22 protein-coding genes are annotated in these 16,827 nt (G+C 30.2%); 16 read left to right on the plus strand and 6 right to left on the minus strand.

The features are described 5' to 3' along the window. Positions 1–48 precede the first annotated feature (48 nt). The 16 genes from ACIQ06_RS08685 (at position 49) to ACIQ06_RS08760 (ending at position 14,026) form a co-directional block, all read left to right on the plus strand. Positions 49–867, plus strand: coding sequence for a DUF1963 domain-containing protein (locus ACIQ06_RS08685; RefSeq protein WP_396145483.1), 819 nt, complete (start codon positions 49–51; stop codon positions 865–867). Between the two features lie 66 nt (positions 868–933). Further along, on the plus strand, positions 934–1,842 hold the full coding sequence (locus tag ACIQ06_RS08690) for an SMI1/KNR4 family protein (protein WP_396145485.1): 909 nt from the start codon (positions 934–936) through the stop codon (positions 1,840–1,842). A 68-nt stretch (positions 1,843–1,910) separates the two neighbouring features. After that, positions 1,911–2,381, plus strand: coding sequence for a hypothetical protein (locus tag ACIQ06_RS08695; protein WP_396145487.1), 471 nt, complete (start codon positions 1,911–1,913; stop codon positions 2,379–2,381). A gap of 89 nt (positions 2,382–2,470) precedes the next feature. Next, the gene (locus ACIQ06_RS08700; protein WP_396145489.1) at positions 2,471–3,058 is read left to right on the plus strand and encodes a TetR/AcrR family transcriptional regulator; all 588 of its coding nucleotides are present in this window, start codon (positions 2,471–2,473) and stop codon (positions 3,056–3,058) included. A 1-nt stretch (position 3,059) separates the two neighbouring features. Further along, a complete protein-coding gene (locus tag ACIQ06_RS08705; protein WP_396145491.1) occupies positions 3,060–3,431 on the plus strand; it encodes a cupin domain-containing protein in 372 nt (123 codons plus the stop codon). 7 nt (positions 3,432–3,438) lie between these two features. Beyond that, the gene (locus ACIQ06_RS08710) at positions 3,439–4,533 is read left to right on the plus strand and encodes an efflux RND transporter periplasmic adaptor subunit (protein ID WP_396145492.1); all 1,095 of its coding nucleotides are present in this window, start codon (positions 3,439–3,441) and stop codon (positions 4,531–4,533) included. Positions 4,534–4,535: 2 nt separating this feature from the next. Beyond that, complete coding sequence (locus ACIQ06_RS08715; RefSeq protein ID WP_396145494.1) at positions 4,536–5,759, plus strand: ABC transporter permease; 1,224 nt, start codon at positions 4,536–4,538, stop codon at positions 5,757–5,759. A gap of 2 nt (positions 5,760–5,761) precedes the next feature. Continuing rightward, complete coding sequence (locus ACIQ06_RS08720) at positions 5,762–6,433, plus strand: ABC transporter ATP-binding protein (RefSeq protein WP_396145496.1); 672 nt, start codon at positions 5,762–5,764, stop codon at positions 6,431–6,433. Between the two features lie 107 nt (positions 6,434–6,540). After that, positions 6,541–8,448 carry an acetate--CoA ligase gene (acs, locus tag ACIQ06_RS08725; RefSeq protein WP_396145498.1) on the plus strand — a complete coding sequence of 636 codons (1,908 nt, stop codon included), beginning with the start codon at positions 6,541–6,543 and terminating at the stop codon, positions 8,446–8,448. 142 nt (positions 8,449–8,590) lie between these two features. Next, entirely contained in the window at positions 8,591–9,709 is a 1,119-nt protein-coding gene (locus tag ACIQ06_RS08730; protein WP_396145499.1) for an NAD(P)/FAD-dependent oxidoreductase, read from the plus strand. Positions 9,710–9,722: 13 nt separating this feature from the next. Continuing rightward, positions 9,723–10,433, plus strand: a complete 711-nt coding sequence (locus ACIQ06_RS08735) for a methyltransferase domain-containing protein (protein WP_396145501.1) — start codon at positions 9,723–9,725, stop codon at positions 10,431–10,433. 56 nt (positions 10,434–10,489) lie between these two features. Continuing rightward, positions 10,490–11,542, plus strand: a complete 1,053-nt coding sequence (locus tag ACIQ06_RS08740) for a type III polyketide synthase (RefSeq protein ID WP_396145502.1) — start codon at positions 10,490–10,492, stop codon at positions 11,540–11,542. Between the two features lie 3 nt (positions 11,543–11,545). Next, positions 11,546–11,977, plus strand: a complete 432-nt coding sequence (locus ACIQ06_RS08745) for a 3-hydroxyacyl-ACP dehydratase FabZ family protein (RefSeq protein ID WP_396145504.1) — start codon at positions 11,546–11,548, stop codon at positions 11,975–11,977. Positions 11,978–12,011: 34 nt separating this feature from the next. Then, entirely contained in the window at positions 12,012–13,280 is a 1,269-nt protein-coding gene (locus ACIQ06_RS08750; protein WP_396145506.1) for a beta-ketoacyl-[acyl-carrier-protein] synthase family protein, read from the plus strand. 3 nt (positions 13,281–13,283) lie between these two features. Next, the gene (locus ACIQ06_RS08755; protein WP_298303955.1) at positions 13,284–13,541 is read left to right on the plus strand and encodes an acyl carrier protein; all 258 of its coding nucleotides are present in this window, start codon (positions 13,284–13,286) and stop codon (positions 13,539–13,541) included. Continuing rightward, positions 13,538–14,026, plus strand: coding sequence for a 4'-phosphopantetheinyl transferase superfamily protein (locus ACIQ06_RS08760; RefSeq protein ID WP_396145508.1), 489 nt, complete (start codon positions 13,538–13,540; stop codon positions 14,024–14,026). Before ACIQ06_RS08755 ends, ACIQ06_RS08760 begins: the two co-directional genes overlap by 4 nt. A gap of 20 nt (positions 14,027–14,046) precedes the next feature. Here ACIQ06_RS08760 and ACIQ06_RS08765 read toward each other — a convergent pair whose 3' ends face one another. From ACIQ06_RS08765 to ACIQ06_RS08790, 6 genes are all read right to left on the minus strand, one after another. Continuing rightward, positions 14,047–14,412 carry a hypothetical protein gene (locus tag ACIQ06_RS08765; RefSeq protein WP_396145510.1) on the minus strand — a complete coding sequence of 122 codons (366 nt, stop codon included), beginning with the start codon at positions 14,410–14,412 and terminating at the stop codon, positions 14,047–14,049. Positions 14,413–14,420: 8 nt separating this feature from the next. Continuing rightward, entirely contained in the window at positions 14,421–14,612 is a 192-nt protein-coding gene (locus tag ACIQ06_RS08770; protein WP_396145512.1) for a hypothetical protein, read from the minus strand. Between the two features lie 10 nt (positions 14,613–14,622). Next, positions 14,623–15,363 (minus strand): DUF2625 domain-containing protein, encoded by a 741-nt coding sequence (locus ACIQ06_RS08775; protein ID WP_396145514.1) that lies wholly within the window; start codon positions 15,361–15,363, stop codon positions 14,623–14,625. A 125-nt stretch (positions 15,364–15,488) separates the two neighbouring features. After that, positions 15,489–15,863, minus strand: a complete 375-nt coding sequence (locus ACIQ06_RS08780) for an energy transducer TonB (RefSeq protein ID WP_396145516.1) — start codon at positions 15,861–15,863, stop codon at positions 15,489–15,491. Positions 15,864–15,874: 11 nt separating this feature from the next. Beyond that, positions 15,875–16,276: a hypothetical protein gene (locus ACIQ06_RS08785; protein WP_396145519.1), complete on the minus strand. Its 402-nt coding sequence runs from the start codon at positions 16,274–16,276 to the stop codon at positions 15,875–15,877. An 86-nt stretch (positions 16,277–16,362) separates the two neighbouring features. Beyond that, on the minus strand, positions 16,363–16,740 hold the full coding sequence (locus ACIQ06_RS08790) for a hypothetical protein (RefSeq protein WP_396145521.1): 378 nt from the start codon (positions 16,738–16,740) through the stop codon (positions 16,363–16,365). Positions 16,741–16,827: the final 87 nt, after the last annotated feature.

Consider the following 16,827-nt stretch of genomic DNA (forward strand, 5'->3'; position numbering starts at 1 on the left):
AATATTATTTGAACAAGTGTTATGAGCTAATTAAAACCATATTAATAAATGAAAACTAAAGAAGAATACTTAAAGCAATTAAATGATATAAAATGGGAAAATGGTAAAGAAATTGAAACTTTTTTGATTCCAGCAATTAACATTGAAGTTGAAGAAGAACAATCCAAAATTAATCTTGGAGATTCAAAATTTGGTGGTATGCCTGATTTGCCCGAAAATATTGAATGGCCAAAAAGCGAAAATGAACCAATGACATTTTTAGCTCAGATAAACTTAGAGCAAATAAGCAAGTTTGACATAAATAAAAGTTTACCCAGTTCAGGAATTTTATATTTTTTTATTGCAAATCCATCTGAATATAGTCTAGTCCATAAAGTTATTTATACAATTGATAGTGAAATAAAAGAAAGACCTTTTCCTAAAGAATTAATTGAAGATTGTCGTTTCAACGACTTAAAAATGTCATTTGAAACTATTTACACTTTTCCATCTAGTGAAACTTTGGAAGTGGAGTCATTAACTGAAAATGATCTTAGTTCCTATTATGATATAGATGAAGATTTCTTCACCTATGAAAACAACCAAATTTTAGGTCACACTTATCCAATGCAAAGTGATGTAAAAATAGAATGGGCTTGTCAATATATAGGTATAGAACATACATCAGAATCATTAATTATAAATAATGAAAAAATTGAAAGTATCAGAAATGAATTCATAAATCTATTTCAATTCTCTACAGAAAATTCAATTCCAGAATTTTCAGAAAATTTTTATATATGTTCTATGGGATACTTCGGTATAACAAAAAATGATTTAGAAAAAAGAAATTTTGATACTACTATTTTAGTATTTCAAAACTCATAAAACAGTAGTAGCATACTGAAATAGTATTTTTGGAATATGATAACTACCAATTTGTAATTAAATAGTATGAATAAAGACACAATAAAAGAGAAGTTAAAACGAGTAGAAAAGGAATTGAATTATAAATTTCCAATAACTATTTATGATTTTATTTTAAATCTAAATCATAATGAAGTAGAATTAGCAGAAGATATTTGGTGCTTTAACACAGTATTGGATGAAGAAGATGAAAATTTTATACTTGAAAGTTCTCTCTTTTTTGAAAAACAATGGAAAATAAAAGGTGTAGTAATAGCTCAAAATTTTGGTGGTGATGAATTAGTTTTATTAGATCATAATGAAAATAATCTTGAAGAAATTTTTGTGACAATTCATGAAACTGCTGAAATAAAATTATTTAGTAAAAATATCAATGAACTTATAAAAAATGGACCACTTGATTACTATTTCGACCAAAATTTTGTACTAAAACTTGATGACGATGAAAATCCTATTTGGAATAATAATTTTTTAATAATTTCTGAAAATGACACATCCATAAGTGATAGAGAGTTGAAATCAAAAATCGATGACCTTATTGATGATTTAAAATTCGAAAAAAAACTTGAAATAATACAAGGGTTAGAAAAACTAACTTTGTCTGATGAAGAGGATATTAAAATTTGGGCTTTGAATAAATTAAGTGAATTGTACCTTAGAGGTTTTGGAGAGTTACAAGTTGATTTTAATAAAGCATTTGTTTACAATAATGAAGCTATAAATTTAAATTCTTACAAAGCATATGCAAGTTTAGCTTTTTGCTTAATGTCAGGATATGGAATAGAAAAAAATTTAAAAAAATCATTAGAATTTGCCGTGAAAGCAAATGAATTATCAAAAAAAAATAAATACACAAAAATTGTTACGGAAAATAGTAACGAAGGATTATATGAAAATTTGATAAAGAAAATTGAAAATGAAATTAATAAAAGTTAAAAGAATTAATTTTGACATCAATGAACCAACAAAAGAATTTTATTTAGAAATCTATTAAACTATAAATTATGCTCAATTTTTTTAAAAAGAAAAACAACGAAAGTTGGGAATCCATAAAAGCATCAGGCAAAGCGTTTCCAAAAACTAAAATTTCTATCGTTTCTTTTACAGGTGAAGATGACGAACATTATACAGCTTGGATAAACATTGGATATAAAAACTATCCTTACAAAGAATATTGTCCAATTTTAGGACTTTTGAATGTAGATTATGAAGATATGAATGGTCATGATATTGGTGAAATTCAAGAATATTTTGATAAAGAATTAAACAAAGCTTGTGTTTGTCATTTGATTTCAAGAGTTCCTGTTGAAGGAGGTATCGAAATTTTATTTTACATAGAAGATTTAGATAAAATCAATGACAAACTTGAAGAAATATATGCTAGTGAAGATTTATTAGTTGATTTTGGTTGCAGTTTACGAACAGACGCAGATTGGGAAACTATAGAAGATATGATGGAACAATATTCAAGTTGATCGATTTTATAAATTTTAAAGCCAACAATTAATTTTGTTGGTTTTTTTTATATACATTTGCAGAGTGAATATTCACTAACTTTTTATTTATGATTGATAAAACATCCAAACGACAACAAGAAATTATAGAATCCGCAGGAAAACTCTTGATGGAAAAAGGTATAAAAGGTTTGACCACAAAGAATTTAGCTCATGAAATGAACTTTTCTGAAAGTGCGTTGTACCGACATTTTAAAAACAAAGAGGATATTGTTTTATTGTTAATTAGCTTTCTGTCGGATAATATTAATTCACGATTTAATACAATTCTGAATTCAGAAATCAATGCTGAAGAAAAATATTTAGCACTTTTTAAAAGTCAATTTCAGTTTTTTAAAACAAATCCTCATTTTATTGTCATCGTTTTATCTGATGGTTTGATGGATAATTCAGAAGATATAAAAAACAGCATAAAAAAATTGATTGAAACAAATTTTGGAGCATTAAAGCGAATAATGATTGAAGGTCAAGAATCCAATTTATTCAATCAAGAAATGGAAGCAGATAGCTTGGTGCACTTTGCAATGGGAAGTTTTCGATTACAAATGCTTCAATGGAAAATATCCAATTTTAGCTTTGATATAGAAACTCAAGGATTGAAAACTATGACAAATTTACTAACTCTTTTAAAGAAGTAATATGAAAATATCAAAAAATGTTATCGCAATTTTATTGATTGCAACAAGTACAATCGCTTTTTCACAAACACAAAATAAAAGTAAAATGAACTTAAAAGAATTACACACAGAAGCAAAAGGAGTACAAACAAACATGTTATTTCCTGCAACAGATGGAAAAGTTATTTCCTTACAAATTTTGAAAGATAGCACACTAGAAGAGCATATTACAAAAGTTCCTGCTTTGCTTGTATGTGTTTCAGGAAATGCTGTTTATGAAGATGAAAAAGGAACTAAAGCAGTTTTATTTTCAGGTGATTTTGTAAAAATTGAACCAAATGTAAAACATTGGGTTAACGGAATTGAAAATACAAATTTATTGTTGATTAAATAAATTTCAAATGAAATATTCGATAAAAACACTAGCTATACTAATCGTTTTAACGCTTTTTTCATGCGGAAAAAGTGAAGAAGTTCAACCAATAAATCAAGATATAAAAGAATTGGTTTTTGCGTCTGGGCAATTGGAATGGGACGATTCGTATAATCTTACAGCTCAAACGGATGGTGTTTTACAAAATGCCAATTTTGAAGTAGGAAACACAGTTGCAAAAGGAAAAAGTATCGCTACTTTAGATAATGAAATCAATAAAATTAACGCTGAAACTTCGGAAGAACAAATTGTGATTTCTAATGAAAATGTATCTTCAAATGCTCCAGCTTTGTTGCAATTGGAACAAAATATTCAGTTTGCAGAAAGCAAATATCTACAAGATAAAAAACAAGCCGAACGTTATGAACGCCTGAATCAGCAAAACATTGGTTCGAAAGTAGAATATGAAAATGCTCAATTGGCTGCTAAAAATTCGTTATCCAATTTGAATTCGTTGAAAAAACAATACAGAGTTATTTTGCAACAAGCCAAGCAACAACAAATTGCTACCAAAGGTCAATTGAAAAGTAATCAAGTTATCCAAAATTACAATTCGATTGTTGTAACAGAAAGCGGAACGATTATCAAAAAACTAAAATCCAATGGCGATTATGTAAAAAAAGGTGAAGTTATTGCTACAATCGCTAATGCTCAAAAAGTAGAAGCGGTTTTGAATGTGGACGAAAATAGCATTGGAAAAGTAAAATTAGGACAATTGGTTTTCGTTCAATTAAATACCAATAAAAACAAAACTTACAACGGAAAAGTAACCGAAATTCTGTCTGCTTTTGATGAACAATCTCAATCGTTTATATGCAAAGTTACATTTGATAAATCATTTGACAATTCGCTTTTTGGAACACAATTGGAAGCTAATATTTTGGTTGGAGAAAAGAAAAATGCGCTTTTAGTTCCAAGAAATTATGTTGGTTTTGGAAACAAAGTAAATGTAAAAGGCAAAGATGAATATGTAATTATAAAACCCGGAATCATTTCTACAGAATACGTTGAAGTAATAGAAGGAGTTGATAAAAACGATGTTCTTTTACCTTTAAAATTATAAAAATGAACATCAATTCTGTCATTGCTAAAACTTATATTTTCTCAAATAAAAAACTTACTGCAGTTGCTGTTTTAGGTGTTTTATTGGGAATGTCGGTTTATATATTTATGAATAGTTTATTGGTTGGTTTCGATAAAAGTTCCAATACTTCAATTTTTAGAAACACATCTCATATTAGAGTATATCAAGATGATGAAATCAGCAAAGTATTAGTCAAAAATTCTGAAGATAATTATTTAATTGTTAATCCAAAAGTAGTTCCAAATAACAATACCATCATCAATCCGAAAATGATTTTGGAAACTATTCTAAAACAAAAAGAGGTTATTGTTGCAACTCCACAAGTTAATACAAGTGTTTTTTATAATAATGGAAAGTCACAAATAGCAGGAATTTCTGTCGGAATAAAACCAGACGAAGCCAATTTGATGTACAATATTAAATCGTTTATGGTCGATGGGAATTTCGATTTATTAAAATCAAACCCAAACGGAATTGTCATTGGAAGTGGAATTTCTGAAAAAATGAATTTAGCATTAGGCGATAATTTAAACTTAACTTCATCCAAAGGAATCAATAGAACTTTTAAGGTTGTTGGTATTTTTAAAACCAATAATTCCGTTACAGATAAAACAAAATCATATATCAATCTTTCATCATCTCAGCAATTACTAATAGAAGGAAATTCATATATAACAGATATCAACGTAAATGTTACGGATCCAGAAATTGCCGAAAAAGTGGCTGCCAAACTTACCCAAATAACAGGTTACAAAGCCGAAGGTTGGAAAGAAGCAAATGCTACTATCATGGCAACAAACAAAATGCGAAAAATGATTATCACATTTGTTTCATTCACTATTTTATTAGTTGCTGGGTTTGGAATTTATAATATTTTGAATATGACGGTTTCTCAAAAAATAAATGATATTGCTATTCTAAAAGCCATGGGTTTTAAAGGAAAAGATGTCATCAGAATTTTTGTAACACAAGCAGTTACTATAGGAATTATGGGCGTTATTGGTGGTGTAATTTTAGCAACAATTTTAATTACAATTCTAAAAAAAGTTTATTTAGGTGGTGATATCGGTTATTTTCCAATCGATTATGAACCAAAAAAATTCGTTCAAGGTGTTGTAATCGGATTAGTAATTACATTTTTCGCAGGTTATATTCCAGCTAAGAAAGCCGCAAATGTTGATCCAGTTGAAATTTTAAGGAAATAAAAATGAACATTCTAGAAACCAAAAATATCGATAAATTCTTCCACGAGCCAACCGAATTTCAAGTTTTGAAAGAAATTTCATTTGATGTAAAAAAAGGTGAATTTCTTTCCATGGTTGGAAAATCGGGTAGTGGTAAGTCAACACTTTTATACATACTTTCCACGATGGATACCGATTATAAAGGTGAATTATATATTGATAATAAATTGATGACTGGTTTATCAACAGACCAGTTAGCCGAAATAAGAAACGAAAAAATTGGGTTTGTGTTCCAATTTCACTATTTACTCCCAGAGTTTTCTTGTCTGAGAAATGTGATGATTCCTGCTTTGAAACTTGGCAAATTATCTGAAAAAGAAATTGAAGCACGCGCTTATCAAAAATTAGAAATATTAGGTTTACAAGACCAAGCTTTAAAACCAGCAAGTAAACTTTCTGGTGGACAACAACAACGTGTAGCCATTGCAAGAGCTTTAATAAATGAACCATTACTAATTATGGGTGACGAACCAACAGGAAATTTGGATAGTAAAAACACAGCCATTGTATTTGATATTTTTCAAGAACTAACCAAAAATTTCGGACAAACTATTATTGCTGTAACGCATGATGATGATTTTGCACACAAAAGCGATAGAATAATCGAGATGAAAGACGGCAGAATTATCAGTTAAGCTATCTGTTTTTTATATTATGTATAGTAATTTAGCAAGAAAATTCTTTTCTACATTTATTTTATCGTTACATTTACATTAACAAACGAATAAAAAATAGAATAATAATGAGTTACTATACAATAGACAATTTAGAGCATTACTTTAAAATGTATAAGAAATCGGTACGTGAACCAAGAAAATTTTGGGACAGAGTAGCCGATGAAAACTTTACTTGGTACCAAAAATGGGAAAAAGTAATGGAATTTGATTTTCAAGAAGCAAAATTCAAATGGTTTTTGGATGCCAAAGTAAACATTACTAAAAATTGTATCGATAGGCATTTGGCAAAAAGAGGCGATAAAACGGCTATCATTTTTGAACCAAACGATCCTAACGAAGAAGCACAACATATTTCTTATAACGAACTATACGCAAGAGTTTCCAAAATGGCGAATGTTCTTCGTGAACAAGGCATAAAAAAAGGCGACCGCGTTTGTATTTATCTTCCAATGATTCCTGAATTGGCCGTTTCAATTTTGGCTTGTGCTCGAATTGGCGCTATCCATTCAGTGGTTTTTGCTGGATTTTCATCTTCTGCTGTTTCGGCACGTATTAATGATTCTGAATGTAAAATGGTTATTACATCTGACGGAAGTTACCGCGGAAATAAAGCTATCGACCTAAAAGGAATTGTAGATGAAGCTTTAGAAAAATCACCTTGCGTTGAAAAAGTTTTGGTGGTAAAAAGAACCAATTCGGAAGTAAAAATGAAAGAAGGTCGTGATATTTGGTTACAACCATTAATGGACGCAGCGATTCCTAATTGTGTTGCCGAAATTATGGATGCAGAAGATCCATTATTCATTCTTTATACTTCTGGTTCAACTGGAAAACCAAAAGGAATGGTTCATACAACAGCAGGTTATATGGTTCAAACAGCCTATTCATTTAAAAACGTATTCAATTACCAAGAAAATGACATTTATTGGTGTACTGCCGATATTGGTTGGATTACTGGACATTCTTATATTCTTTACGGACCACTTTTAAATGGTGCCACAACCGTAATTTTTGAAGGTGTCCCATCATATCCAGACTTTAGCCGTTTTTGGGAAGTAATTGAAAAACATAAAGTAAATCAATTCTATACTGCGCCAACGGCTATTCGTGCTTTGGCAAAAGAAAGTTTAGATTATGTACAAAGATTTCCATTAAGTTCCTTAAAAGTTATTGGTTCGGTAGGTGAACCTATCAATGAAGAAGCTTGGCACTGGTACAATGACCACGTAGGAGGAAAGCGTTGTCCGCTAGTAGACACATGGTGGCAAACAGAAACTGGTAGTATAATGATTTCGCCAATTCCTTTCGTAACACCAACAAAACCAACGTATGCATCGCTACCATTACCAGGAATTCAACCAGTTTTAATGGACGAATTGCGCAACGAAATTGAAGGCAATCAAGTAACAGGAAGTTTGTGTATCAAATTCCCATGGCCATCGATGGCTAGAACGATTTGGGGTGACCATCAACGTTATAAAGAAACGTATTTTACAGCTTTCCCAGGAAAATATTTTACTGGTGATGGTGCTTTACGTGATGAAGTAGGTTACTATAGAATTACCGGTAGAGTAGATGATGTAATCATTGTTTCTGGACATAATTTAGGAACAGCTCCTATCGAAGATGCTATCAACGAACACCCAGCTGTGGCAGAAAGTGCTATCGTTGGATTCCCACATGATATCAAAGGAAATGCACTTTACGGATTTGTAATCTTGAAAGAAACTGGTGAAAGTCGTGATAGAGCTAACCTTGCTAAAGAGATTAACCAATTGATTTCTGACCAAATTGGACCAATTGCTAAGTTAGATAAAATTCAGTTTGTGAGCGGTTTACCAAAAACACGTTCTGGAAAAATCATGCGTAGAATTTTAAGAAAAATTGCAGAAGGTGACTTCTCAAATTTCGGAGATATCTCAACGTTGTTAAACCCTGAGATTGTTGAAGAAATCAAAAACGGAAAATTATAGTTTATTTTAGTTTATTTAGTTTAAAAACTGCTTCGGAAACGGAGCAGTTTTTTTTTGTGAATTGTAAAGACAAAAGTTATGTAATATTTTAACATAATTATATAATATTTTAATCAATCCAATTAACTAAATTTACTTTTGTATGAGAAATTTAGAAATAATAATAATTGGTGGAGGCTTGGCTGGTTTAACCGCCGGAATTCATCTTTCTAAAAAAGGAATTTCTGTAACAATTATCGAAAAAAACGAATTCCCAAAACATAAAGTTTGTGGCGAATATATTTCTAATGAAGTACTTTACTATTTTGACTATTTAGATATTCAATTGTCTGATTTAAAGCCTACAACTATTACAAAACTTCAGTTTTCAACAACTGATGGAACTTCAATAAATACAAAACTTCCTCTTGGCGGATTTGGGATTAGTCGATATGAATTAGACTTTTACCTCTATAAAAAAGCAATTGCAAATGGTTGCAAAATTCTAATAGAAGACGTAGAAAATGTTACTTTTAATAAAGAAAAATTTACCATTACAACATCAAACGGAACGATTTTAAATTCAGATTTTGTAATTGGTGCTTTCGGAAAAAGATCCAATATTGATGTAACGTTAAACAGAAGTTTTATCAAACAAAAATCGCCTTGGTTGGCTGTAAAAGGCCATTATTCGGGTGAATTTCCTAATGATTCGGTAGGATTACATAATTTTAGAGGTGGTTATTGTGGGGTTTCAAAAGTTGAAAATGACATAATAAATATTTGCTATTTGGTAGAGTACAAAGAATTTAAAGAATATAAAAACATTAATGATTTTCAGAATCTCGTAGTAAAGCAAAATCCCCATTTGAACAAAATTTTTGAAAATTCTAAATTGCTTTTTGAAAAACCATTAACTATAAGTCAAGTTTCTTTTGAAGAAAAGCTTGCTGTAGAAAATCATATTTTAATGATTGGAGATACTGCTGGATTAATTCATCCACTTTGCGGAAACGGAATGGCAATGGCTATTCACAGTGCTAAATTGGTTTCAGAATTACTTGTAGGTTTTTCAAATAATGAATTAAAAACAAGAGCAGAATTAGAAAAAAAGTATACTAAATTGTGGAATTTTAATTTTAAAAAAAGACTGAAAACAGGACGATTATTATCAAATACATTATTAAAACCAAAACTCTCAGAAGCATTAATGCGTATACTTATATTATTTCCATTTTTGTTAAAAACAATAATAAAGCAAACACACGGAAAACCTTTTTAAATAGAATATCTATATGCTTATAAATACCAAATATAGAACTGATGAAACCGAAATCATGGATGATTTTGCACTTGAAGGTGAAATTCTTCGAGATGCTTTAGATAAAATCGCAAAAATAAATCAGCTTTTAGGAGGAAACAAACTAACTTTACAAGGCGTTGAAAGTTTGATGAATAAGGTTTCACCTAATAAAGAGGTTACAATCGTTGATATTGGTTGCGGAAACGGTGATATGTTAAGAGCATTAGCCGATTATGCTTCAAATAATAATTTGAATTTTAAATTAATAGGAATTGATGCCAACCAATTTACAATTAATCATGCTAAAGAATTATCGAAACAATATCAAAATATAACGTATCAATGTGAAGATATTTTTGATGATAAATTCAAAGATTTAAAGTATGACATTGTATTGTGTACCTTGACTTTACATCATTTTAAAGACGCTGAAATCATCAAATTAGTATCCGTTTTTAATGAAAATGCAAGTATAGGAATTGTAATTAATGATTTGCAACGAAGTGCTGTTGCTTATAGACTCTTTCAAGTTTTATGTTTTGTTTTTAGATTAAATAAAATGTCGAAAGAAGATGGTTTAGTCTCTATTTTAAGAGGATTTAAAAAAGGAGAATTAGTAAATTTTTCAAAGAGATTAGGTTTTAAGAAATATATTATTGAATGGAAATGGGCCTTTAGATATCAGTGGATTATCCGAAAATAGAGTAAAGAATAAAGAAAATAGATTTTCAAAATTTACAAATTAGCAGTTCCTTACCAATGAGTGTAAAAATAAAAACAGTTGCCAAGCAATTACCAAAATATTCCCGATCAACAGCCGAAATTCTACCATTTTTGGATGCTTGGTTAATCGATCAAGAACCACGTTTTATAAGAAAAGTGAAAAAGATTTTTGAAGGAGCTATGGTTGATAAACGCTATTCAATTATGGATCCAGTAGAAGTTTTTACTAAAACTTCATTTGAAGAACGAAACGATATTTATGTTAGAGAAGTAATTGATTTGGGCGAAAAAGTGTTGCAAAAAGCATTAGATAAAGCCAACTGGCAACCAACTGATTTAGATTACATCATAACAGTAAGTTGTACTGGAATTATGATTCCGTCGCTTGATGCTTATCTTATTAATACTTTAAAATTACGTCAAGATATTGTTCGCTTACCGGTTACCGAAATGGGTTGTGCTGCAGGAATATCGGGTATTATTTATGCTAAAAGCTTTTTAAAAGCCAATCCCGGAAAACGTGCTGCGGTTATTGCAGTCGAAAGTCCAACGGCAACTTTTCAACTGGATGATTTTTCAATGGCAAATATTGTCAGTGCTGCAATTTTTGGCGATGGAGCGGCTTGTGTTTTACTTTCGTCACATGAAGAGGATGAAGGTCCAGAAATTATTGCTGAAGACATGTATCATTTTTACGATAACATTCACATGATGGGATTTAAATTGACCAATTCGGGTTTGCAAATGGTTCTAGACATTGAAGTTCCAGAAACTATTGCTTCGCATTTTCCGGACATCATTCATCCATTTTTAGAAAAAAATGACTTAAAAATTGAAGATATTGACCACTTAATTTTTCATCCTGGTGGAAAAAAAATTGTGAATACAGTTGAAGATTTATTTTCCGATTTAGGAAAAAACATTAATGATACTAAAGAAGTTTTACGTTTGTATGGAAATATGTCGAGTGCTACCGTTTTATATGTTTTAGAACGAATTATGGATGCCAAACCCAACAAAGGCGAAAATGGATTGATGTTAAGTTTTGGACCAGGATTTTCAGCGCAAAGAGTTTTATTGAAATTTTAGAAAATGAATACAGCAGAAATCATATCCAAATTACCATATTCAAAACCATTTTTGTTTGTAGACGAACTGGTTTCAATTAACGAAAATGGAGTAGTAGGAAACTATACTTTCGATGCAAATTTAGATTTTTATAAAGGGCATTTTAAAGACAATCCTGTAACGCCTGGTGTAATTTTAACCGAAGTTATGGCGCAAATTGGAGTAGTTTGTTTGGGAATATTTTTATTAAACAATAAAATTAATAAAAACACTTTAATTGCCTTAACATCAAATGAAATAGAATTTTTAAAACCAGTTTATCCTAACGAAAAAGTAACCGTTATTTCAGAAAAAATATACTTTAGATTTGGAAAATTAAAATGCAAAGTTAAAATGCTAAATGCTAAAAATGAAGAAGTTTGTTCAGGAACAATTGCAGGTATTATCAAAATCTGAAGATAAAAATCGTTAATCTTTATTCTAAAATCAAATGGGAAGAGTCGTAATAACAGGTTTAGGAATAGTTGCTCCAAATGGAGTAGGTCTTGACGCGTTTACTCATGCCATCAAAAATGGGATTTCTGGAATAAAACACGATGCTGAACTCGAACGATTACAATTTTCCTGTCAAATATCGGGCAAACCTGAAATTTCAACAGAATTGATGTTGAACTATTTCACCGAATTAGAATTACGAAATTTCAATTCAACTGGAATATTATATGGTGTAATTGCTGCTCTTGATGCTTGGAAAGATGCTGGATTATCAATTGAAAATAACGAAAATCCTGATTGGGATTCGGGAACCATTTTCGGAACCGGAACTTCTGGAATAGATAAATTTAGAGAAAGTATTTATAAGATTGACGATTTTCAAACCCGAAAATTAGGAAGTACTGCCGTTGCTCAAACCATGAATTCTGGAGTAAGTGCTTATATCGGAGGAAAATTAGGTTTGGGAAATCAAGTAACTACCAATTCATCAGCTTGCACCACAGGAACGGAAAGTATTTTGATGGCTTATGAACGCATAAAATCAGGTCATGCTAAACGAATTATTGCAGGAAGCACGAGCGATTCTGGACCCTACATTTGGGGTGGATTTGACGCCATGCGCGTTTGTACTTTCAAACACAATGATGCACCAGAAAATGGTTCAAGACCAATGAGCGCAACAGCTTCTGGATTTGTACCAGGAAGTGGAGCAGGCGCTTTAATTATTGAAGATTTAGAAACTGCTTTAAATCGCGGTGCCAAAATTTATGCAGAAATTTTAGGTGGAAATATAAATTCTGGCGGACAACGTGGCGAAGGAACCATGACAGCTCCAAATTCAGTTGCTGTTCAGAAATGTATTGTTGATGCGATGGATAACGCTGGCATTTCTGCAAATGAGATTGATGCCATTAACGGACATTTAACCGCTACTTCAAAAGACAGTTTGGAAATTAAAAATTGGTGTGAAGCATTGAATAGAAAAGGAACTGATTTTCCCTTTATTAATTCTTTAAAATCAATGGTTGGACATTGTTTGTCAGCAGCCGGAAGTGTTGAAAGTGTTGCTTCAGTATTGCAAATTCATCACGGATTTATTTTTCCAAATAGGAATTGTGAAGACTTGAATCCTGAAATTACTGGATTGATAAACGAATCCAAAATCCCTCAAAATAGAATAGAAAAAGAAATTACTATTGTTGCCAAAGCTAGTTTTGGTTTTGGCGATGTCAATGGATGTGTCATTTTTAAGAAATATAAATAAACTATGAACAAAGAAGAAACTTTAGAAAAATTAAAATCGATTGTAAAACCGTTTGTTAAAAACGAGGAAGCGTTTCAAAATATCACTGAGGAGACCGATTTTATTAATGATTTGCAAATAAACTCTGCCAATTTGGTTGACATAGTTTTAGACACAGAAGAAGCATTTGATATTAACATTGATAATGAATCAATGGAAAAAATGCTAACCATAAAAGCGGCTTTAGCTATTATCGAAACTAAATTAGCAGAAAAAAAATGATTGGTAATGACGTAGTTGATTTAATTTTAGCCAAAAAGGAAAGTAACTGGAAACGAAAAGGTTATCTAGATAAATTATTTTCAAATATTGAGCAGGATTTTATTAAAAACGCCAACAATCAAGACCAAATGGTTTGGATGCTTTGGAGTATAAAAGAAAGTACTTATAAAGCTTACCAACGAATTTGCTACAATCGAGGCTTTTATCCTTTAAAAATAAAAATTGAATCACTAAACTTAATTGAAGCTACTTATTTTTCAAAAGTAAAGTTATTTGAAACCGATTTTTATGGAAAAACTACAATCGAAAATGAAATCGTAAAAACAGTTGTTGTTAAAAACGAAAATGACTTTGCTAATTTAGTGTATTGCAATTCAATCGAATATCAAAAAAATTCTGATGGATTGCCTTTTGAAGTAAAAACTAAAAAACCAATATCCATAAGTCATCATGGTAGGTGTAGGGAAGTATTGTTTTTAAAATAAATTAGTTTTCTGACAACAAATTAATATTCATCTAAATCTTCATCATCAATCCATTCTTTCATATCGGTCAAAACATGATTTTTTATAAATTGAAAAAAATCTGAATATTCATTTTCAATTATATTCCAGTCGGAAGTGTTTTTTTGAAATGATGGATGAAATACTATTACATTTTCACAAGGCTTTCCATTTATTACTTCAAAACCAGCGTATGTATCCATATCTTGTCTTTTTCCGAATGTAATAACTTCTCTGTTTGAATTATTTTCAATTTTAAATCTTTTGTTACCAATCGAATCTAAATTCAATTCTTCGTCAAAATGCCAAGGAATAAAATTTATTAGTTTAAGCTTTATAAACCATTTGTACGAATTTGAAATATCCATTGTATTTCTTACTTCTTTAATTTACCAATATAATGCTTTGCCAAAATATAAACCGAAGCAGCAAACGTTACAAAGTAAATAGCAGAAAGCGCCTTTTTCTCCACTGTAAAGTTTTGAAAATCAATTTGCTTGAATAGTGCTGAACCAACGATAATGGCTACAATGGTTAAGGTAAATACTGGTGGGTTGTTTTTTTCCATGGGTTGATTATTATTTTTCTATTCCTAATTGTTTTCTAAAGTCTAAATTCAAGTTATACTGCTCTTCAATTGCAATCTCTTTTTTTGAAGCTTTCTCGATATCTTTACCTTCTTTTGCCCACAAATAAGGAAAGAAATTAAATACTTCATCACAATTTAGTTTTGCAACATCTTCTTTCCAAGTGTTCCATCGGTAACCTTTGTAAAATTCTTCAAGATTGTTGTTGAAGCAAAAATTTAAAAATTCAGAATAGGTTAAATCAAGAGGCTCAAATTCTAAACTATCTGGTGCAAAATAATAAATTTTGCCCAAGTCTTTTCCAAGTGCGCCACCATTTAGTATAAAGAATCCGCCAATTGCATCATCTGCTACTAGAAGAAATGGAGCTTGTTGACCAAACTCTGTAAAACTTTTGCCAAGATTCCATTCAGGTAAACTTCGGTTTAATTTTGCATTTCCTGAGCCTAAAATTCTTATCCAACCATTGTCAATTAATATTCCGCCGGTTTCGTACATGATTGAACCCATTGGCGAACGTGTTGAAACTTGAGTTTTATATAAAGCATCCTTTGCTTTTTCTTTATCAACGGACAAGATTTCAACTTTATTTTTTGCTGATTTTATCCATTCTTTTACGAATGGCCAACCCGAATCGGTTTCGTTTATTAGTTCTTCAATTGGTCGCATTTTTGTCTGTGAAAATGTTGTTTGTGAAAATAGTAGTAAAATTATAAATGCGAATTTCTTCATTTGTTGTTTTGGTTTAGAATAGGCATTTTTATATTAGCAAATCCAATATATTTTCTTTTTAAAATCAATTTCGCTTGGTCCATCAGTACAACCGCCAACTTCGTCAAGTTCAGACTTGTTACAGTTTAACCTTGCTGAAGTGTAATTGGAAGTCTATACAATGTCCTGACTATTTCACCATTCTTTTTACCAGGATTCCATTTTGGACATTTATTTAAAAAACGAATTGTCTCTTCAGCAGTTCCAAAACCAATATCTTGTATAACATTAATGTTAGTTACTGATCCGTCTTTTTCTATTACAAATTCAACTATAATTTTTCCATTTAATCCTTCTGAAGGTATGTTGAAATTATTTGCTGTGAACTTATAAAAGTCTTTCATACCTCCGATGAAATCAGGTTTTTCGTCAACTTCTGAACTATTATAGACTTTATCACTGTTTTCTTGTGAATAAATGTTAGAAGTGATCATTAAGAATACTAATAAGAAATATTTCATTATTTGATTTTTTATATTTTTACAAACGTTCCAGAATAAATTATTCTATTGTTTTTTTTGTCTTCTAATTTAAAAGAACATTCATTGCCAACAATAGTAATAATTTCGAAACAAATATTCGTGTCTTTTAAAATTTTCTTTTCAAGTTCTGTTGGGTTTAAAGGTTCGGTAAGACCTAATATTTTGAATGATTTATCATCTAACCAAACTATTTCTAACCCATCCAGTTTATTGGCTAAAAATAGGTAAACACTTTCTTTTTCAATGTAAACCTCATAGTCTTTAAAACCCGATTTTTTACTTATGGAATCTAATTTTACAAGATATTTACCATCACTAAGAGCTTTATTTTGTGCAAATAATGAGTTGACACTAAAAAACAATAAGTACAAAACGATAAATAGTTTTTTCATAGTATTCAAATTATTTAATCAACTTGTCGATGCATAGACAAGTGCAAGCCCTGATATTTCGTGAAACTACTATTATAGCCAGTTTCTTATTTTTTAATTAGTTTCATATCTTTTATACTATACGGAGTGCAAGTTCCTTTGGTAATCCTTTCTCCAGTTATTGAGTATTTATTCAACGTATCTTTAATTTCTTTTTCGCTAAAATCTTTTCCTATTCGAAAACTTAATTCCCACGAATCTTCTTGATATTTGAGATTAGAATTAACTGTAGATTTAAAATTTATGTAGTCTATTGAATCACTTTTATAAACTATCTTTTCAACTTTTATAGTATCTGTAAATTTTTCATATTCACAACCTCCACAACCGATACATAACTCATTAGTTTTTTTACAATAGATTACTATTAAAAAAATGTTAATGAGTACAATTGATATTATAATTACGTTTTTTTTTGTTGTCATCTGTAAAATTGGCTATAACGTTTAACGGCTTCAAGAAGTGGCAATGAACTAAGACAAGCCTTAACAAATATAGATAAACTTTAAAAT

This window comes from Flavobacterium sp. (assembly GCF_044341265.1).
In the GTDB taxonomy this organism is placed as follows: domain Bacteria; phylum Bacteroidota; class Bacteroidia; order Flavobacteriales; family Flavobacteriaceae; genus Flavobacterium.